Origin of the sequence: Roseicella sp. DB1501 (genome assembly GCF_013112485.1) — a bacterium.
In the GTDB taxonomy this organism is placed as follows: Bacteria; Pseudomonadota; Alphaproteobacteria; order Acetobacterales; family Acetobacteraceae; genus Paracraurococcus.
The window spans coordinates 346,352-365,084 of sequence record NZ_JABFHG010000001.1 but is presented as its reverse complement, the minus strand read 5'-3'; the positions used below and the strand labels follow the sequence as shown (position 1 = coordinate 365,084).

19 protein-coding genes and 1 riboswitch are annotated in these 18,733 nt (G+C 71.7%); of the genes, 13 read left to right on the top strand and 6 right to left on the bottom strand.

Annotated elements, in window-relative coordinates; translation table 11 throughout:
* Nucleotides 1-163: 163 nt before the first annotated feature.
* The 9 genes from atpD to HJG45_RS01740 are packed head-to-tail and all read left to right on the top strand — an operon-like array spanning nt 164 to nt 6,666.
* A complete protein-coding gene (gene atpD / locus HJG45_RS01780; protein WP_217362790.1) occupies nt 164-1,621 on the top strand; it encodes a F0F1 ATP synthase subunit beta in 1,458 nt (485 codons plus the stop codon).
* Entirely contained in the window at nt 1,618-2,037 is a 420-nt protein-coding gene (locus HJG45_RS01775) for a F0F1 ATP synthase subunit epsilon (protein WP_171610347.1), read from the top strand. Before atpD ends, HJG45_RS01775 begins: the two co-directional genes overlap by 4 nt.
* Entirely contained in the window at nt 2,034-2,321 is a 288-nt protein-coding gene (locus tag HJG45_RS01770) for an AtpZ/AtpI family protein (RefSeq protein WP_171610346.1), read from the top strand. Before HJG45_RS01775 ends, HJG45_RS01770 begins: the two co-directional genes overlap by 4 nt.
* Entirely contained in the window at nt 2,318-2,620 is a 303-nt protein-coding gene (locus tag HJG45_RS01765; protein WP_171610345.1) for an ATP synthase subunit I, read from the top strand. The genes HJG45_RS01770 and HJG45_RS01765 overlap by 4 nt, the downstream gene beginning before the upstream one ends.
* Nucleotides 2,617-3,306: a F0F1 ATP synthase subunit A gene (locus tag HJG45_RS01760; protein WP_171610344.1), complete on the top strand. Its 690-nt coding sequence runs from the start codon at nt 2,617-2,619 to the stop codon at nt 3,304-3,306. Before HJG45_RS01765 ends, HJG45_RS01760 begins: the two co-directional genes overlap by 4 nt.
* A complete protein-coding gene (locus HJG45_RS01755) occupies nt 3,303-3,548 on the top strand; it encodes a F0F1 ATP synthase subunit C (RefSeq protein WP_171610343.1) in 246 nt (81 codons plus the stop codon). Before HJG45_RS01760 ends, HJG45_RS01755 begins: the two co-directional genes overlap by 4 nt.
* Nucleotides 3,549-3,552: 4 nt before the next feature.
* Entirely contained in the window at nt 3,553-4,314 is a 762-nt protein-coding gene (locus tag HJG45_RS01750; RefSeq protein ID WP_171610342.1) for a F0F1 ATP synthase subunit delta, read from the top strand.
* Complete coding sequence (locus HJG45_RS01745) at nt 4,295-5,803, top strand: F0F1 ATP synthase subunit alpha (protein WP_254452221.1); 1,509 nt, start codon at nt 4,295-4,297, stop codon at nt 5,801-5,803. The genes HJG45_RS01750 and HJG45_RS01745 overlap by 20 nt, the downstream gene beginning before the upstream one ends.
* On the top strand, nt 5,800-6,666 hold the full coding sequence (locus HJG45_RS01740; RefSeq protein WP_171610340.1) for a F0F1 ATP synthase subunit gamma: 867 nt from the start codon (nt 5,800-5,802) through the stop codon (nt 6,664-6,666). Before HJG45_RS01745 ends, HJG45_RS01740 begins: the two co-directional genes overlap by 4 nt.
* A gap of 116 nt (nt 6,667-6,782) precedes the next feature.
* Here HJG45_RS01740 and HJG45_RS01735 read toward each other — a convergent pair whose 3' ends face one another.
* The gene (locus tag HJG45_RS01735; protein ID WP_171610339.1) at nt 6,783-8,708 is read right to left on the bottom strand and encodes a family 16 glycosylhydrolase; all 1,926 of its coding nucleotides are present in this window, start codon (nt 8,706-8,708) and stop codon (nt 6,783-6,785) included.
* 358 nt (nt 8,709-9,066) lie between these two features.
* Between HJG45_RS01735 and HJG45_RS01730 the strand changes: the two genes are divergently transcribed.
* From HJG45_RS01730 to HJG45_RS01720, 3 genes are read left to right on the top strand one after another with little or no spacing between them, the layout of a single operon-like run.
* Entirely contained in the window at nt 9,067-9,954 is an 888-nt protein-coding gene (locus HJG45_RS01730) for a cation diffusion facilitator family transporter (protein ID WP_171610338.1), read from the top strand.
* On the top strand, nt 9,951-10,748 hold the full coding sequence (locus HJG45_RS29330; protein WP_171610337.1) for an energy transducer TonB: 798 nt from the start codon (nt 9,951-9,953) through the stop codon (nt 10,746-10,748). Before HJG45_RS01730 ends, HJG45_RS29330 begins: the two co-directional genes overlap by 4 nt.
* 40 nt (nt 10,749-10,788) lie before the next feature.
* Nucleotides 10,789-11,367 carry a cob(I)yrinic acid a,c-diamide adenosyltransferase gene (locus HJG45_RS01720; RefSeq protein ID WP_171610336.1) on the top strand — a complete coding sequence of 193 codons (579 nt, stop codon included), beginning with the start codon at nt 10,789-10,791 and terminating at the stop codon, nt 11,365-11,367.
* A 3-nt stretch (nt 11,368-11,370) separates the two neighbouring features.
* Here HJG45_RS01720 and HJG45_RS01715 read toward each other — a convergent pair whose 3' ends face one another.
* Nucleotides 11,371-11,697 (bottom strand): YnfA family protein, encoded by a 327-nt coding sequence (locus HJG45_RS01715; RefSeq protein ID WP_171610335.1) that lies wholly within the window; start codon nt 11,695-11,697, stop codon nt 11,371-11,373.
* Nucleotides 11,698-11,949: 252 nt separating this feature from the next.
* Between HJG45_RS01715 and HJG45_RS01710 the strand changes: the two genes are divergently transcribed.
* Complete coding sequence (locus HJG45_RS01710; protein ID WP_171610334.1) at nt 11,950-12,891, top strand: cation diffusion facilitator family transporter; 942 nt, start codon at nt 11,950-11,952, stop codon at nt 12,889-12,891.
* A gap of 38 nt (nt 12,892-12,929) precedes the next feature.
* On the opposite strand, the gene HJG45_RS01705 is transcribed toward HJG45_RS01710, so the two are convergent.
* The 4 genes from HJG45_RS01705 to HJG45_RS01690 form a co-directional block, all read right to left on the bottom strand.
* Nucleotides 12,930-14,936, bottom strand: a complete 2,007-nt coding sequence (locus HJG45_RS01705) for a TonB-dependent receptor domain-containing protein (RefSeq protein WP_171610333.1) — start codon at nt 14,934-14,936, stop codon at nt 12,930-12,932.
* Nucleotides 14,937-15,077: 141 nt separating this feature from the next.
* Nucleotides 15,078-15,294: riboswitch (cobalamin riboswitch) on the bottom strand.
* 271 nt (nt 15,295-15,565) lie between these two features.
* Entirely contained in the window at nt 15,566-16,282 is a 717-nt protein-coding gene (locus tag HJG45_RS01700) for an exopolysaccharide biosynthesis protein (RefSeq protein ID WP_217362789.1), read from the bottom strand.
* Between the two features lie 284 nt (nt 16,283-16,566).
* Nucleotides 16,567-17,370, bottom strand: coding sequence for an enoyl-CoA hydratase (locus HJG45_RS01695; protein WP_171610332.1), 804 nt, complete (start codon nt 17,368-17,370; stop codon nt 16,567-16,569).
* Entirely contained in the window at nt 17,367-18,584 is a 1,218-nt protein-coding gene (locus HJG45_RS01690; protein WP_254452219.1) for a CaiB/BaiF CoA-transferase family protein, read from the bottom strand. Before HJG45_RS01690 ends, HJG45_RS01695 begins: the two co-directional genes overlap by 4 nt.
* Nucleotides 18,585-18,733: the final 149 nt, after the last annotated feature.

The window sequence follows — 18,733 nt, the reverse complement described above, 5'->3', positions numbered from 1 at the left end:
GGGCGCCTGGGAAGCGACGCATCCAGGCGCCCTTCATCTTTATGATGCCGCGCTTCGCCGCGCATCCGCAACGATACGGCATTTCGCCTCGACGCTGACGCGGCGAAGGCGATACGCTCGCCCGATGTGCAACTGCTCGAGTCACGGGTGAATGATGAGCGCCATGCTCAGCCAACACGCGGAGCAGGACGGGTCCACCAAGCACGCAGGAAGCGCGGCCGGACAGGTGCTCGCGGTCCGTGGCGCGGTACTCGATATTCGTTTTGCCGCCGGGGCGCTGCCCGCCATCGACGATGCGTTGCGGATCGCGCGTCCCGGCGCCGAGGACATCCTGCTCGAGGTCCAGTCGCATCTCGGGCCGGCGGAGGTCCGCGCCATTGCGCTGAACGCGACAGAGGGCCTGCAGCGCGGCATGCCGGTCGAGAGGCTGGGCGGGCCGCTGATGGTGCCGGTGGGCGAGCCGGTCCTCGGCCGCCTGCTCGACGTCGCGGGCCGCACGCGGGACAAGGGCGAGGCCCTGCCGGCGAATACGCTGCGCTGGCCCATCCATCGCCCGCCGCCGCCCCTGGCGCGGCAGAGCGCGGCCGTCAGCGTCTTCGAGACCGGCATCAAGATCATCGACCTGCTGGTGCCGCTCGGCCAGGGTGGCAAGGCGGCCATGTTCGGCGGCGCCGGCGTCGGCAAGACGGTGCTGGTGATGGAGCTGATCCGCGCGATGGCCGAGCGCTATCGCGGCATCTCCGTCTTCGCCGGCATCGGCGAGCGCTCGCGCGAGGGGCATGAGCTGCTCAACGACATGCGCGGCTCGGGCGTGATCGACCGGACCGTGCTGGTCTACGGGCAGATGAACGAGCCGCCGGGCGCGCGCTGGCGCGTCGGGCTGACGGCGCTCACCGTCGCCGAGTATTTCCGCGACGCGGAGAAGCGCAACGTCCTGCTGCTGATGGACAATGTCTTCCGCTTCGTGCAGGCGGGCAGCGAGGTCTCCGGCCTGCTCGGGCGGCCCCCCTCCCGCGTCGGCTACCAGCCGACGCTGGCAACCGAGGTCGCCACGTTGCAGGAGCGCATCGCCTCGGTCGAGGGCGCGGCGATCACCGCGATCCAGGCCGTCTATGTCCCGGCCGATGATTTCACCGATCCGGCAGTGACCGCCATTTCCACCCATGTCGACAGCATGATCTCGCTGTCGCGCGCGATGGCCGCGGAGGGCATGTATCCGGCGATCGATCCTCTCGCCTCCGCCTCGGTCCTGCTCGACGCCGAGGTGGTCGGGCAGGAGCATGAGGCGCTGGCCGGCCGCGCCCGCCAGGTCTTGGCGCGCTACCGCGAATTGCAGGATGTCATCGCCCTGCTCGGCGTCGATGAGCTGGGCAGCGCCGACCGCCAGACCGTCAATCGCGCGCGGCGATTGCAGCGTTTTCTCACGCAACCCTTCGGCGTGACGGAAGCCTTCACCGGCACGCCCGGCCGCTCCGTGCCGCTCGTGGAGACCCTGGCGGGCTGCCGCGCCATCCTAGATGGCGAGACGGATGAGTGGGCGGAAAGCTCGCTCTACATGATCGGCACTCTCGACGAGGCGCGGGAGAAGGAGAGGGCCCGGCAGTCGGCAGGCGCGGCGTGAAGCTGCTTCTGACCGACACCCTGCGGGTGATCGTCGATCACGACGACATCGTCTCATTGCGCGCCGAGGATGCGAGCGGCAGCTTCGGCATCCTGCCGGGCCATGCCGACCTGCTGACGGTCCTGGCGGTCTCCGTCCTGTCCTGGCGCCATGCCGACGGCCGGCAGCGCTTCTGCGCCGTGCGCGGCGGTATCATGACGGTGCGCGGCGGGCGGGAGATCGCCATCGCCACGCGCGAGGGCCGGCTCGGCGACAGCGCCGAGGCGCTGGAGCGCACGGTGCTCGCGGAATTCCTCGCCGCCGTTGACGCCGAACGCACGCAGCGGGTCGCGGAGGCGCAGATGCAGCTTCGGGTGGTGCGGCAGGTGGTGCGCATCCTGCATGCCGGCCATGACAGCCTCGGCCTGTCCTCGTGACCGGACCTGATGAGGCAGGGGAGGATCCGCTGCTCCGCTCGGTGCAGTTGCGCGCGGCGCGCGAGCGGCGGGCGCGGCGGGAAGGGCCGCCCAGCACCGCGCGCTACCTGGCGCAGATCGGCACGCTCGGCTGGATGATCGTCGTGCCGGCGCTGATCGGGCTTTTCATCGGCCGCTGGATCGACCGCAGCTTCGGCACCGGCATCTTCTGGAGCGCGCCCCTGCTGATGCTGGGCGTCGGGCTCGGCTGCTGGTCCGGCTGGCGCTGGATGCAGAAGCAATGAGCCTCGCCTGTCAGGCCCTCTGGCTGCTGCCAGGCCTGCTGCTCGGGCTGCTGCATTTCCGCGGCCTGGAGCGCAATGCCGATCTCTATGCCCATGGCCGGACCGGACCGGGCCTGGCGCTTCAGGGTCTGCGCATGGCGGTGACCGCTTGCGCCCTGGTGGCGGCCGCCTTGCAAGGCGCCTGGCCGCTGCTGGCGACCTCGGCGGGCTTCCTGCTCGCCCGGCTGCTGCTCGTGCGCCCGCCCCCTCCGTCCCTTGGGCCGCCCCTTGGGCCACCGCTCGGGAAGCAGCCGCGATGACCTCGCCCCTGGAAACGCATCCCGTTTGGCAGCTCGGCCCGGTGCCCCTCTCCATGCCGGTCCTCGTCACCTGGGGCCTCATGCTCGTCCTCGCCGGCGGAAGCTGGCTGCTGACACGGCGGCTCGCGCTAAGGCCGGGCAGGGCGCAGGCGGCGATGGAGCTGGTCGTCGAGGCGGTCGAGCAGCAGATCCGCGAGACGATGCGAGTCGAGCCGCGCCCCTATCTGGCGCTGATCGGCACCTTCTTCCTCTTCGTGTTGACCGCCAACTGGTCCTCCCTCATCCCCGGGATCGAGCCGCCGACGGCGAGCATCGAGACGGATGCCGCGCTCGCCCTGATCGTCTTCGTCGCCGTCATCCTCTACGGTTTGCGCGTGCGGGGATGGCGGGGCTATCTCGGCAGCTTCCTCTATCCCAACATCATCATGCTGCCCTTGAACCTGATCGAGAATTTCACCCGGACCTTCGCCCTGATGGTCCGCCTGTTCGGCAACGTCATGAGCGGGGTCTTCGTCATCGGCATCGTGCTGTCCTTGGTGGGCTTCCTGGTGCCGGTTCCGCTGATGGCGCTGGAGCTCCTGACCGGCGCCGTGCAGGCCTACATCTTCAGCGTCCTGGCCATGGTCTTCATCGGCGGCGCCGTCGAGGGGGAGGGCGGCAACGCGCGGGAAAGGAAAGACGCATGAACCTGATCGAAGTCGCAAGCATCCTCGGCGCGGCCTTCGCGGTCGGGATCGGCGCCATCGGGCCGGCGCTCGGCCAGGGCCGGTCGATCGCGGCCGCCATGGACGCCATCGCGCGGCAGCCGGAATCGGCGAACATCATCTCGCGCACGCTCTTCGTCGGCCTTGCCATGATCGAGACCTGCGCGATCTACTGCCTGGTCATCGCCCTGCTGCTGCTCTTCGCCAACCCCTTCCGGGGCTAGGCCCATGCATATCGACTGGTGGACCCTGGGTCTCCAGACCATCAATGTCCTGATACTCGTCTGGCTGCTGCGGCATTTCTTCTTCCAGCCGATCAAGGCGGTGATCGAGGCGCGCCGCGCCGCCGCGGCGCGGATCACGGAGGAGGCCGAAGCCCTTCGCACGGCCGCCAAAGCGGAGCTGGCGGCGCTCGAGGCGAGGCGGCGCGACTTCACCGCGGAAGGCGAGAAGATCCTCGCCGAGGCGCATGCGCAGGCCAGCGCGGAACGCGGTGCCATGCTCGACCAGGCGCGCGCGGAGGCGGGCCGCATCGTCGCCGAGGCGCGCGAGGTGCTCGGCCGCGAGCGCGAGGCGCAGCGCCGGACGCTCGAGGCCCAGGCTGCCGAGCTCGCATTGGCCATGGCCCGTCGCCTGCTCGACCTCCTGCCGCCGCGGCAGGTCACGGCGGCCTTTCTCGAAGGCTTGGCGGCGGAGATGGAGCGGTTGTCGGACGCGGCGCGGAACGACCTGGCCACGGCCGGTGCCATCACCATCGCCACGGCGACGCCGCTGCCCTCCGAGCTGCAGGCGGAGTGGCGGGACCGCCTGGCGCAGCTGCTCGGCGCCGGCCCGCGCCTCGCCTTCCAGCACGAGCCCGCCCTGATCGCGGGCGTGGAGCTGCGCGGGCCGCATACCCTGCTGCGCCGGAACTGGCGCGCCGATCTGGAGCGGCTGGCGCGCGCCCTTCCCCTGACCCCGCAGGTCCATGATGTCCAGCAGCTGGCTTGAGGAGGCTCGCCGCCGGGTCGAGGCCGCCGACCTGACGCCGGAGCGCGAGGAGATCGGCCGGGTCGAGCGGGTCGGCGATGGCATCGCCCTCGTCTCCGGCCTGCCGCATGCCCGGCTCTCCGAGCTGCTGCGCTTCGACAAGGGCCAGCTCGGCTTCGCGCAGGTCCTCGAGGCCGACCGGATCGGCTGCGTCCTGCTCGACGACGACACCGGCATCGAGGCGGGCGATGTCGTGCGCGGCACCGGCGAGGTCGTGCGCGTGCCGGTCGGGGCCTCGCTGCTCGGCCGGGTGGTGGACCCGCTCGGCCGCCCGCTCGACGGCGGCGAGGCCCTCGCGGACGTGGAGCGGATGCCCATCGAGCGGCCGGCGCCGAGCATCATCGAGCGGGAGCTGGTGACCGAGCCGGTGCAGACCGGCCTGCTGGTCGTGGACGCGCTCTTCGCCCTCGGCCGCGGCCAGCGCGAGCTGATCGTCGGCGACCGCACCACCGGCAAGACCGCGATCGGCATCGATACGATCATCGCCCAGCGTGCCAGCGACATGATCTGCGTCTATGTCGCCATCGGGCAGAAATCGGCGACGGTCGCGCGGGTGATCGACGCTGTTCGCCGGCACGGCGCGCCGGAGCGCTGCATCTTCGTGATCGCCGGCGCCGCCGACGCGCCGGGCCTGCAATGGATCGCGCCCTTCGTCGGCTTCACCATGGCGGAGTATTTCCGCGACCGCGGCCAGCATGCCCTCATCGTGGTCGACGACCTGACGAAGCATGCGGCGACCCATCGCGAGATCGGTCTGCTCACCGGCCAGTCGCCCGGGCGCGAGGCGTTTCCCGGCGATATCTTCTACCTGCATTCCCGGCTGCTCGAACGGGCGGGGAAGCTCTCCGCGGAACTCGGCGGCGGCTCCCTCACCGCCCTGCCCATCGCCGAGACCGAGGCCGGCAATCTCAGCGCCTATGTCCCGACCAACCTGATCTCCATCACCGACGGCCAGATCGTGCTCGATGCCGGCCTGTTCAATGCCGGCCAGAAGCCGGCCGTTGATGTCGGCACCAGCGTCAGCCGCGTCGGCGGCAAGACCCAGGCCGCCGCGCTGCGCCAGGTCACCGGCACGCTGCGGCTGGACTACACGCAGTTCCTCGAGCTGGAGAGCTTCACCCGCTTCGGCGGCGTCACCGACCAGCGGGTGAAGGCGCAACTCGCGCGCGGCGAGCGGATGCGGCAATTGCTGAGCCAGCCGCGCTTCGCCGCGCTGCGGATGGTCGACGAGGTGGCGCTCGCCCTGGCCCTGCGGGAGGGCGTGCTGGACAGCCTGCCACCGGAGCGCATCGCCGCCTTCCGCAAGGCCTTGCCCGCCTGGATCGATGCGGAGGCACCGGCACAGGCGGAGGTCATCGCCCGTACGCGGCAGCTCGATGCCGCCAGCCGCGAGGCGCTGCTGGCGGTGCTGCGTCGGCTCGCCGGGCAGCAGGCCGGGGCCGCGGCTTGACGGAGCGGCTGGCGGAGGTCTCCACGCGCCTCGACACCGTGCGGCAGCTCGGCATGGTGGTCGGCGCCATGCGCGGCATGGCGGCCGCCCGCGCCCAGCAGAGCCGCAATCTGCTGCCGGCGATCCGGACCTATGCGCAGGTGGCACTGGACGCCATGGCGCAGGGCCTGTCGCTGATGCCGCCGGGCGACCCGGCGCCGCCGGCGCGCGGCGGCGCGGCGGGGCTCATCGCCTTCTGCGGCGAGCAGGGCTTCGCCGGCGCCTTCACCGAGAGGGTCCTCGATGCGCTCGCCACGCGGCCGGGAGGCAGCCTGCTGTTCCTGATCGGCACGCGCGGCACGTCCCGTGCGGCCGAGCGCGGCCTGGCGGCCGCCTGGAGCGCGCCCATGGCCTCGCATGTCGATGGGCTGCCGCGCCTGGCGCGCCGCTTGGGCGAGGCCGTCTACGCCGCCATCCGCGACCGTGGCATCGCGCGCATCGACCTCATGCTGCCGGATTGGAGTCCGGAGCGCGGGTTGCGCGTCGAGACCCGCGCCCTGCTGCCGCTGGACTACCGCCGCTTCGCCGGCCGGCGCCCGGCGCAGCCGCCACTGGTCAACCTTCCCCCCGCGGTGCTCGTCGAGGGCATCGCCGAGGAATACGTGCATGCCCTGTTACAGGAGGCGGTCGCCATCGCCTTCGCGGCGGAGAACGAGGCGCGCGTCGCGGCCATGGCCTCGGCCCGCAGCAATATCGACCGGATGCTGGCGGAGCTCGGCGCCGAGGAACGGCAAATCCGCCAGGACAGCATCACCGCCGAGGTGATCGAGCTGGCGAGCGCCGCCCGCAGCGCGTCGCAGCGTTCTCATACCGAGGGCCGTTGATGGTGATACATCAACGGCGTCCATTCGGGCGCTCGGCATGAATGGATCATTCACGCCGTTGATATCGGGGCTGAGGCCGGCGGCGGCGGGGCTGCTCGCCGCCGCCGCGCCATCGCTCAGGCTGCCACGAAGACGTAGTCCTGCGCGGTGAGCGTGCCGGTGCTGCCGGCGAGCTGGACCGCGATCACCGGCGAGGTCGTCGCGCCATCGACGACGACATAGTATTGCAGCGCGCCCGAGCTGCTCTTGTAGTCGAGATGCGCCGCGGCGGAGAACCCCTCGAACCGCAGCATGTCGTGCTCGCCGCCGGTCGGCAGCGCGCGATGGAAGTCGATGATGTGGTCATTGGCGACGATCGACCCCTTGGTCAGGACGAAGGTGTCGTTGCCGGCCCCGCCGCCGACGCGCGACAGGCCCTTGCCGAAAAAGAAGACGTCGTCCCCGGCGCCGAGCGTGGCGTTCAGCGGTCCGGCCCCGGCATGCACCTCATCGGCGAAGCTGCTGCCCGTGACGGTATGCGTCGCCTTGGTGGACATGGTCGCGGCATCGAGCGTCACGCCCGCCCGGGCCTTGCTGAAGTCGTAGAGGTCGCTGCCATCCGGCCGCAGCGTGTAGCTGCCGCCCAAGGCTGCCGCGCTGTCCGGGCCGGTGACGATGCTGACGGCCGGGGCCTTCGCCGCCGGCGCGGCGATGCCGGTCTGCCAGACATGCACGTAGTCCACCAGCATATGGCCCGTCGGCAGGCTGGCATCGTATTTCCCAGGCCAGCTCCCGGTATCGCCGACCGCGAGGTTGAGCAGCATGTACATCGGCCTGTGCATGTCGGCCGGCGTCGCCGCCTGGGCGACGAGGTTGCCGTCGACATACCAGCGGATGGTGTCCGCCGCCCAGTCGAGGCCATAGGTGTGGAAGCCGCCCGAGAGATCGGGCAGCAGGCTCACCTTGTTGGTGCCGCCGCCGGCGACGGTGCTGTGCAGGCTGAAATAGGCAGTGGTCGGGTCGTTGCCCAGCACCTCGAAGATGTCGATCTCGGGCGGCCAGCCACCATCGGCCGGCAGCAGCCAGAAGGCGGGCCAGAAGCCCTGGCCGGCCGGAAGCTGCGCCCGCACTTCGAAATAGCCGTATTGCTGCGCGAAGGAATGCGCGCTGCTCAGCAGGCCGGAGGTATAGGCGAGATTCAGCGGGTTGCCGCCGGGCGCGGCGGTGATGTCGAGGATGCCGTTGCTCAGCGAGAAGGGGTTCACGCCCACCGAACTGTCGGAATAGTACTGCGCCTCGTGGTTGGTCGTCAGCGTGCGCAGCTGGTCGAAGATCTTGAGGCTGGTCTTCCAGGTGGTGCCGCCCCCACTTGCCGAGGCGCTGAGGCTGTTGAACTCATCGGCGAAGGTGAGCCGCATGCCGGGATGCGAGGGGTTGACCGGCAGGCGGAAGTCACCGGCGGTGAGGCTGCTGGCGAGGGTGTTGCGCAGCAGCAGGCTCTCGCCGCCGCCGAGGCTGAGGATGGTGTCGGCGCCCGACTGGCGCAGCCCTGCCTGCACGCTGGCGAAGTCGTAGAGGGCGTAGCCCTGCAGCAGGATCTTGTCGATGCCGGCCTGGAAGTCGGTGATCAGGTCGGTGCCGCTGCCCCGGGCGATGATGAAGGCATCGGCATCGGCGCCGCCGGTGAGGATGTCGTTGCCCGCGCCGCCGTCGATGGTCTGGCTGCCGGTGCCGCCGGCGATGATGTTGTCGAGCGCATTGCCGCGGCCGGCGGTGTTGCTCCACATCAGCTGCAGGTTCTCGACGAAGTCCGGCAGCAGGATGGCGTTGGCATAGGATTGCAGCGTGTCGATGCCGCCGCCGGCGGTCTCGAGGATGCGGACGGTGTCGTGCCAGACCGTGTAGGTGTCGTCCCCGGCGCCGCCGGCCAGCGTCGCCTGGCCGTTCGGGGCGGAGAAGGCCTCGGCGCCGGCCGTGCCGTTGACGGTGGTCTTGGCGGCAGCGGTCAGCCAGGTTTTCGGCGTGGCCGATGGTTTCAAGTCGATGGCGAGCGCATTCAACATGCGACCTCGGGTCCTTCGCGGCGATCGGTCAGCGGCCCGCGGCTTTTTGTGATGCGCCGGGAGGGCAGGGGATGGGGTTCACAACCCACCGCCAATCTGCGTCGGCCTGGTTAAGAAGTCCGCAAGAGAACGTTTCGAATTTGCGGCAATGGCTCAAAATTGACATCAATCCGCCACTGATATGATTCTTATGGATAAATCTCCCTGGGGTATTATCCTATAGGTTGTGCCGGCCTCGTGCCGCCGCAGGGCTCCCGCGCGCAGTTCCAGGGTTGCCGCGCCGCCGTGCCTCGGGGCATGAACCCTCTCCATCCTGGAGCCCCGTGCCCTTGGCTAAACCGACCACCGCCGGACTGCGATGACGCGCGTCCTCCGCCTTGCCATCGGCAGCCTCGCCATGGCCTGCCTGGTGCTCGGCCTCAAGCTCCTTGCCTGGTGGCTGACCGGCAGCGTGGCGCTGCTCGCCGATGCGCTGGAGAGCGTGGTCAACGTCGCCGCCGCCGCGGCGGCGCTCGTCGCCGTGCGGTATTCGGCCATCCCGCCAGACGCCAACCACCCCTATGGCCATGCCAAGGCGGAATACTTCTCGGCGGTGCTGGAGGGGGCGCTGATCATCGTCGCGGCGCTGGCCATCCTGCGGGAGGCCTGGGGCGCCTTCCAGGCGCCGCACGCGCCGGACCAGCCGGCGCTCGGCCTGCTCATCTCGGCCGCTGCCACGGCCTGCAATTTCGGCTGGGCGACGCTGCTGCAACGGGAGGGCCGGGCGGCCCGCTCGCCGGCGCTGCTGGCCGATGCGCGGCACCTGATGGCCGATGTCGTCACCTCGCTCGGCGTGCTGGCCGGCGTCGCCGCGGTGGCGGCGACCGGGCGGCTTTGGCTCGACCCGCTGCTCGCCGCGGCGACGGCGCTGAACATCCTGTGGTCGGGCAGCAAGCTGGTGCGGGACTCGGTCGGCGGGCTGATGGACGAGGCGGTGGAACCGGACCTGCTCGCCCGCATCCGCCGCGCCGTCTCGGCCAGTGCGGATGGCGCGATCGAGGCGCATGACCTGCGCACCCGCCATGCCGGACGGCTCACCTTCATCGAGTTCCACCTGGTGGTGCCGGGCAGCATGAGCGTCGACGAGGCGCATGTGATCTGCGACCGGATCGAGGCGGCGCTGAAGGCGGAGATCGAGGGCGCCACCATCACCATCCATGTCGAGCCGGAGGGCAAGGCCAAGCATCACGGCGTGCTGGTGCTGTGACCGCCGCGGCCGGCCCGGCGGCGCCGCTGGCGACGGGCGGGCGGATCGCGGGCGCGGCGTCTCTCCGGGGTCCCCGCATCCTGCAGCTCGCCGCCGGCCTGTCGCTGCTGCTGCATGCCGCGGCGCTCGGCGCGGTCGTCCTGCTGCTGCGGCGGGAGGCGCCGGCCGAGCCGCAACCGCAGACCGGCCTCGCCTTCGTCTGGGAGGAGACGCCGGTCGAGGCGCAGGCGGCCGCGCCCGCGCCGCCCCCGGCCGCCCCGCCGCCCGGCGCGGCGCCCTCGGCCCCGCCGCCGCCCGCGCCGCCGCCATCCCCGTCCGGTGCCGATGCGGCGTCACCTGCGCCGCCGCCACCCCCGCCGGGCGAGGACGCCGCGTCGCCCGTCCCGCCGCCCGCACCCCCCGGGGCCGCCGCCCCGCCGCCGGCCGCGCCGCCCGCCGAACCCCGACCCTCGCCGCCCGGCCCGGAGGCACCGGCGGCCGCGCCGCCGGGCGGCAGCCGCGCCCTCGGCCCGCTGGTGCCGCCGGGGGTGCTGCCGGGTGTCCGCAATGCCGAGCCGGACTATCCGGCCCTCAGCCGCCAACTCGGGCATCAGGGGGCGGTCCGCCTCATCCTGCATGTCGATTCGACCGGCGAGGTGGTGAGCGTCGAGGTGGCGCAGAGCTCGGGCCATCCCGAGCTCGACGAATCGGCCCGCCGCGCCGCCCTCGGCTGGCGCTTCCAGCCGGCGCGGCGGGACGGCATCGCGGTGCCGAGCACGGTCGGCAACACCGTGCATTTCCGCCTCGGCGGCTGATCCGGCACACTCGCGCCGACAGCGCTTCAGGGAGCATGCGATGGTCCGGCTCGATGTCATCACCACCCGCGGCGGGGACCGGGGCGAGACCTCACTCGGCGACGGCACGCGGCTGCCGAAGGATGCGCCGCGGATCGAGGCGATCGGCGCGGTGGACGAGGCGAATGCGGCGCTCGGCCTGCTGCGCCTGCAGACCGCGGGCCTGGCGGAGGCGGATGCGATGCTGGCGCGTATCCAGAACGACCTCTTCGATCTCGGCGCCGATCTCTGCATGCCCGGTGATGGAGAGAGGGAGGGCGGCGAGAGGCTGCGGGTGACGGCCGCGCAGTGCCTCAGGCTGGAGCAGGAGATCGCGGCGCTGAACGCAAGGCTGCCGCCGCTGCGGAGCTTCGTGCTGCCCAGCGGCAGCCCGGCCGCGGCGGCGGCGCATCTGGCGCGGACCCTGGCGCGGCGGGCCGAGCGGCGGGCGGTGACGCTGGCCGCGGCGGAGGCGCTGAACCCCGAGGTGGTGCGCTACCTCAACCGCCTCTCCGACCATCTCTTCGTGCTGTCGCGGCACCTGAACGGCGACGGGGCGGGCGACGTGCTCTGGGTGCCGGGCGGCGGGGCGGGGAGGTGATCCTCAGCCGCGGCCGGCGCCCGCCAGGATGATGCCGGCCCCGGCGAGGCAGAGCGCCGCGCCGGCGAGGTCGGTCGGCCGCGGCGCCTGGCCCTCCACCGCCCAGAGCCAGGCGAGCGAGGCGATGATGTAGACCCCGCCATAGGCGGCGAAGGCGCGGCCGGCGGCATCCGCCTCGACCCAGGTGAGCGCCCAGGCGAAGAGGCCGAGGCTGAGCGCGCCCGGCAGCAGCCAGGCGGCATGCGCGCCCTGCCGCAGCACCGCCCAGGCGGCGAAGCAGCCGGCGATCTCGGCGAGGGCGGCGAGGGCATAGGCGAGGGCGGTGGTCATGCCGCCCCGGCCAGGGTCCGTTCACGCAGGGTCACGGCCCTGGTCTAGAGCGTGATCGCTCGAGGTGGAAACACCGGAAAGCGCGAATCACGCGATCCAACAGTGACGCAGACCATGGTCCGTGCACCGGAGTGAACGGATCATGGTCCAACGGCACAGGCGCGCTTCGGCCATGCCGTCCCCTGCCGCCGCGCCGCCCGGAGCCATCCGGCGCCTGCCTCGTTCTCGCCGGCGGTGGGCGAGGAGCGGAGCATGGCGGCGCAGCAGGGCGGGCATGGCGGGTCGCGCCGGGTGATCTACGCGGCGTTGGCGGGCAACCTGGCGATCGCCGTGACCAAGCTCGCCGCCGCGCTCTACACCGGCTCCTCCGCCATGCTGAGCGAGGCGATCCATTCGACCGTCGACACCGGCAACCAGGGGCTGCTGCTGCTCGGCCTGCGCCGCGCCGCCCGGCCGCCGACGCCGCGGCATCCCTTCGGCCATGGCATGGAGCTGTATTTCTGGTCCTTCGTGGTGGCGCTGATGATCTTCGCCTTCGGCGGCGCGGTGGCGATCTACGAGGGCTGGCAGAAGATCCGCGCGCCGCATCCGGTCGGCAGCGCCTGGGTGAACTTCCTCGTGCTTGGCGCCGCGATGCTGTTCGAGGGACTCTCCTTCCGCGTCGCCCTGCGGGAATTCCGCCGCAGCCATGCCGGCGAGCCCTTCTGGGCGGCGATCCGCCGCAGCAAGGATCCGGGCGTCTTCGCCGTGCTGCTCGAGGATGCGGCGGCGCTGGCCGGGCTGCTGCTCGCCCTGGTCGGCCTCGGCCTCGCGGAATGGCTGGACCTGCCGGTGCTGGACGGCGTCGCCTCCATCGGCATCGGCCTGCTGCTGGTGCTCGCCGCCGGCTTCCTGGCGAACGAGACCCGCAGCCTGCTGACCGGCGAGGCCGCGGCGCCGCGCCTGGTCGAGGCGGTGCGGCGCATGCTGCTGGCCGATCCGCGCGTCGCGGCGGTGGAGGAACTGCTCAGCATGCATCTCGGCCCGCGCGACGTGCTCTTCGCCGTCACCCTCGATTTCCGCGACGACCTGCCGGGGGAGGAGGTGGAGCGCGCCGCGGCCACCCTGATCCGCGAGGTCGAGGCGACGCATCCGATGGTCACGCGCCTCTTCCTGCGGCCGCGCCGGCTGCCGTCCGGCGGCGCGGCCGCGTGACGCGCCGGCCTGGCGACCTGCGACGTCGCGGGGAACTCCTATAGCGCGAAGCGCGTGCCGACCAGCACGCTGCGGCCCGGCGTCATGAAGCCGTTCACCGGCTCCCAACGGCTGTTGCCGAGGTTGCGCGCCTCGAGGAACAGCGCCACGCGGTCCATCGCCTGCCAGGTGGCGGTGAGGTTCACCACCGTCCCCGCCGGGTTGCTGCGGGGATAGGCGTAGGCGGTGCCGTCATTGGCGTAGGAAGCGAAGGCCCCCTCCGGGCTGCGGCCGGTGAAGAGCAGCGTCGGCGCGATGACGAGCTTCGGCAGCGGCACGAGGCGGGCGGTGAGGCTCACCACATGCTCCGGCCGCCGCGGCAGGCGCCGGTCGGTCGCGGCGTCGAAGGCCTCGGTGATGGTCCAGGCGGCCGTCGCTTCCAGCCAGCGCGCCGGGCGCAGCGTCAGGCCAAGCTCGGCGCCGTGGATATCGGCGCGGTTGACATTGGCATAGGTGCTGAGCCCGGCGGCGGTGCTGACGCTGACGATCTGGTCGCGCACCCGGCTCTGGAAGAAGGTCCAGCTCGCCGTGGCGAAATTGTTGCGGCCGAAGCCCGGGATGTCGGTGTCGCTGCCGATCTCCCAGCCGAAGCTGCGCTCCGGCTTCAGGTCGGGATTGCCGGTCGAGACCACGAAGCCGTCGAAATTGCCGATGCCGAAGCGCTCGAAGAGCGAGGGGGCGCGGAAGGCGGTTCCGAGGGCGAGGCGCAGCCGGGTGTTCACCTCCGGCAGGGCCAGCACGGCGCCGAGCTTCCAGGTGGTCTCGCCGGTGACGCCGGTGACGGAGTCGTGCCGCAGCCCGGCCGAGAGGTCGAGCCGGTCGAGCAGCCGGTATTGCAGCGAGCCCCAGCCGGAGGTGGTGTGCTGCTGCGCCCTGAGGCTGCTGGTGAAGTCGCCGAAGGCGGAGGGGAAGCTCTGGGTGGTGCGCGCCTCCTCCAGCGCATGCGTCAGGCCGAAGCCGAGCGCGCCGTCGCTGAGCGGGCCGAAGCCAGGCAGGCGCAGCGTATTGCCCCAGTCGAGCCCGCTGCGGGTGCCGCGGAAGCGCGAGGCCTCCTGGGTGAACGCGTCGTACTGGTCGGGCAGGTTGGTGTAGGTCCGGCGCTGCTCGGTCGAGAAGACGCGCAGGCCGGTGGTCCAGGCGCCGTCCAGCAGCCGGGTCTCGCCGCGGAGCTGGCCGGACCAGCGGCGGTCCTCGCCGGTGTAGTTCGGGTCGTCCTGCGGCACGTTGTCGAGGCCGAAGGTGTTCTGCCGCCAGCGGAGCTGTCCCTCGATCCGCGTGCCCTCGGCCGGGGTCCAGCCGAGCCGCGTCGTGGTGGTCGCGCCGCGGAAGCCGTCGCGCTCGGGGATGTTGCTCTCGAAGCGCGGCGCCAGGGCGTTGAAGCCGCGGGTCGATTGCGAATAGCCGGAGAGGAGGTAGTCGAAGGCGCCGACCGTCCCGGTGGCGCCGAGGCCGCCGTGCAGCGTGTTCTGCGTGCCCCCGGCCAGCTCGCCATAGCGGGCGAAGGCACGGTCGGGCGGGGCGCGGCGGGTGACGAGGTTGATGACGCCGCCGATGGCCGAGGAGCCGTAGAGGGAGGAGAGCGGCCCGCGCACCACCTCGATCCGCTCGACGTCGAAGAGCAGGTCCTGGCCGAAATCGAAGCCGCCGGCCGGGGCGGAGACGTCGTTGGACGGCACGCCGTCGATCAGCACCAGCACGTTGGCGCTGCCGGTGCCGCGGAGGAAGCCGCTGGCGATCTGCCCGGCGCCGCCCTGCGGCGCGATGCGCAGCCCGGGCACGGCGGTCAGCGCCTCGGCGAGCGTCTGGTAGCCGCGCTCCTCGATCTCCCGGCGGGTGATGACGGTGGTGGCGGCCGGCACGCGTTCCTGCGGCGTGGCGAGGGGCGTCGCGGTGACGACGGTCTCGGGCAGGAGGGTGACGGCGGGCGGCTGGGCTTGCGCCCGGGCCTGGCCCGCAGGGATGAGCAAGGACAGGCCGCCCGTGAGGGCGAGGGTGAGGCGTCGCACGGTGTGTCTCCGCGGCGAGGGACGAACCAGCCCCGACCGGTCGCCCGGCCGGGACGACATGCGTCGTTCTCGCAGACGGCAAGTGCCCGGCTTGGCCGGGCGCCCGTGCGCCGCCGCGCCGGTGCACCCCGCCCGGCACGCGCGAGACAACTTTGCGCCGGCCGGTCTCCTGGCTCGCGGTGGGGGCCATATGGGTCCCATGCCCCTGCCGCCTTCTCGCATCCGGACGGATGCAATGGCCTTTGGCAGGGCCTCACCGCCTACAGTTGCGGGGGCAGCCGCGGCTTCGCCGGGCGGGGCCCGGCTGTACGCGTTCCCGTTTCAGCCCTTGCGGGCCACCGGCGCATGGCGGCGATGTAGCAGAGGGCGAGGAGCACGGGCAGGCCCGGACGACCGATCCGCCACACCCTGTGGCACCTCAGACACGGCGGCCAACCAGACCGCCTCGATCATCAAGCCGCCCCTCGAACCCGTCGCTTCCCGTTGCCCTGCCGAGGCTTTGCCTCGGTAGGCTGTGATGGATCCCAGGCATGCGGCCAATCACGGGCCCCCCGCGACGGCGCGCAGCGACGTCGTGGGGAGGTCTCACGGGGCCCCCGCGACGGCGCGCGGCGACGTCGTGGGGAACGCTAGAATATCCAGGCAAAGGCCTTGAGGCCGAGCCAGCAGACCATGACGAGGACGAAGGTGGCGATGGCGCAGCCGGCAATGGTCAGCGCCGCGCCCCAGCCGGTGACGCGGCTGTCATGCTCCACCAGGCCGAGCGCCATGACGATGTTGCCGAAGGCCGGCGGGCCGTTGGTGCCGGGGCCGGGCAGGATGAGCATCAGCGCCACATAGGCGGTGAGCCAGCCGAAGAGCCGGTCGCCGACCGGCGAGGTGAAGAAGCCCGGCCGCGGCCGGACGAAGCGCTCCACCTTGCGCAGCCAGCTCGAGGAGGCGCCGGCGAGGCGGAGCAGGTCGTCGCGCTTGATGCTCTGGCGGGCGATGAAGCGCGGCAGCTTGGGCACCCGCCGGCCGAGCCCCATCTGCACGCCGAGGATCAGCACCGGCAGGCCGAAGACCGAGGCCATGCCTGGCAGCAGCGAGGGCAGCAGGAGCAGCAGGATCAGCAGGCCGAAGGCGCGGTCACCGAAGGCCTCCGCCATGTCGCCGAGGCTGATGCGCTCGCCCGGGAAGCGGGCCGCCACCTCGGCCACGATGCGCGAGATCGGCGCGCCGGCGCATTCCTGCCCATGCCCCAGCGGCCCATGCCCGTGCTGACCATGCCCATGCGCATGGTCCTGCGCATGCGATTGGCCATGGGCATGCGCCGCCACGATCGGCGCCTCGATATTGCCGTCCATTCCCGGTCTCAGACCCCTCGTCCCAGTCGCCCTGCCCAGTCGTCCTGCGGGGTCGCGGTGCGCCCCGGCTTCGTGCCTCGGCCTGCGGCCCTTCTTTCCGGGCCCGTCATGGCTGGCGCATCCTAGGCGGAACCGATGCCGCATGCATCGGGAATCTGTGGATTCCCGGCAATGCGCGGGGGCCGCCGCGCCGATGGCACGATCATGTCATCGGCGGGCTCCGGCCGGGCCGGTCGCGGCCAGGCGCCCCGCGAGGCCGGGGCGGCATCGCGGGGGAGAACCCATCAGCGCCCGGCGAAGGCCGGCTTGCGCTTCTCCATGAAGGCGCGCCGCCCCTCGCGGTAGTCCTCGCTGTCGAAGCAGGCAGCCATGGCGGTGCGGATCGCCCCCATGTCGCGGTCGGCCGGGTCCTGCAGCACCGCCTTCACGGTCTGCTTGTTGGTGGTAAGCGAGAGCGGCGCATTGGCGGCGAGCGTCGCCGTCAGCTTCGCCACCGTCGCCTCCAGCTCCGCGACCGGCACCACCTTGTTCACCAGCCCGACCCGCTCCGCCTCGCGCGCGTCGAAGCGCTCGCCGGTCATCAGGATCATGTGGGCATGCGCCGGGCCGACCAGGTCGACCAGGGCGCGCACCATGTCGAAGCCATAGGCGATGCCGAGCTTCGCCGCCGGGATGCCGAACTGGCTGTCATCCGAGGCAATGCGGATATCGGTGCTCATCGCGATGCCGAGGCCGCCGCCCATGCAGAAGCCGCGGATCTGCGCGATCACCGGCTTGCGATAGGCCGCGAGCTTGGCCCGGCCGGCGCTGGTCAGCTTGTCGTATTCCCGCTGCGCATCGGCATTGGCGCGGTTCTTCTCGAATTGCGAGATGTCGGCGCCGGAGACGAAGGCCTTGTCACCGGCCCCCTGCAGCACCACGCAGCGCACCGAGGCATCCTCGGCGAAGAGGTCGAGCGCCTGGCCCATCCCCTCCCACATGTTCACCGACATGGCATTGCGCTTCTCGGGCTGGTTGAACACCACCCGTCCAACGCCGTTCTCGATGCTGGCGAGGATCTTGCCGTCCGCGAATTCCATCTGGCTCATGCCCCGCCCAGCGCTCCCTTGGCCTTCAACTCGCTGATCTCCTCCGGCGAGAGCCCGGCCTCGGCCAGGATCTCCGCCCCGTGCTCGCCGAGCTCCGGCACGTCGCGATAGACGCCGGTCTCGAGGCCCTCGACGTTCAGCGGGCTGGCGACGATCCGGATGTCGCCGCGCGTCCGGTGGCGCATCGGCATCGCCATCTCGAGATGCTGCACCTGCGGGTCGTCGAAGACGTCCTTGATGTCGTTCACCGGGCCGCAGGGGATGCCGGCCTCCTCCAGCCGCTCGATCCACCATTCGGAGGGCTTGGTCCGCGTCACCTCGGCGATGGTGGCGTTCACCCGGGCGCGGTCCTTGCTGCGGCCCTGCAGGGTCTTCCACTCCTCGACCTCGAGCCAGTCCTCGCGGCCCGCGGCCTTGCAGAAATTGGTCCAGAGCTTGCCCGAGGAGGCGGCGATGTTGATCGGCTTGTCGGCGGTCGGGAAGACGCCCATCGGGATGTTCACCGGGTGGTCGTTGCCCGCCTGGCCGGCCACCTCGCCATCCATCAGGTAGCGGCTGGCCTGGAAGTCCAGCATGAAGACCTGCGCCTCCAGCAGGCTGGTATGGACGTAGCCGCCCTGGCCGGTGCGCTCGCGGTCGTAGAGCTTTATCATGATGCCGAGGGCGAGCAGGTTGCCCGCCGTCAGGTCGTTGATCGGGATGCCGACCCGCATCGGGCCGCGCCCCTTCTCGCCGGTGATCGACATCAGCCCGCCCATGCCCTGGGCGATCTGGTCGACGCCGCCGCGCTTGGAATAGGGACCGGTCTGGCCGAAGCCGGAGATCGAGGCGTAGATCAACCGCGGATTGAGCGCCTTCAGGTCGTCATAGGCGATCTTCAGCCGGTGCTTCACCTGCATGCGCATGTTCTCGACCAGCACATCGGCGGTCGCGGCCAGCTTGAGGAAGGCCGCATGCCCCGCCGGGTTCTTGAGGTCGAGCGCGATGCCGCGCTTGTTGCGGTGCAGGTTGACGCTGTCGAAGCCGTCGCGCGGCCCGCCCAGCCCGTCGGTGCTGCTCGGCGGCTCCACCCGGATGACATCGGCGCCCCAATCGGCCAGGTGGCGGACGCAGGTGGGGCCGGCCCGCGCCAGGGTGAGGTCGAGCACGCGCAGGCCGGCGAGCGGCAGCCGCGTCTCGGTCATCAGCTTGGGGTCGATCGGGCTCTCGGGCATCGCTTCCTCCGCGCAGGAGGCCGAGACTAGAACCGATCGCCGGAGGGCGAAACCGCCCGGCGGCCCGCCAAGGGCCCAAGGCCGGACCGGATACCGGCCGGCCGCTCAGCCCCCCGGGCCCGGGGCGCCTCACGGGGCCCACGAAGACG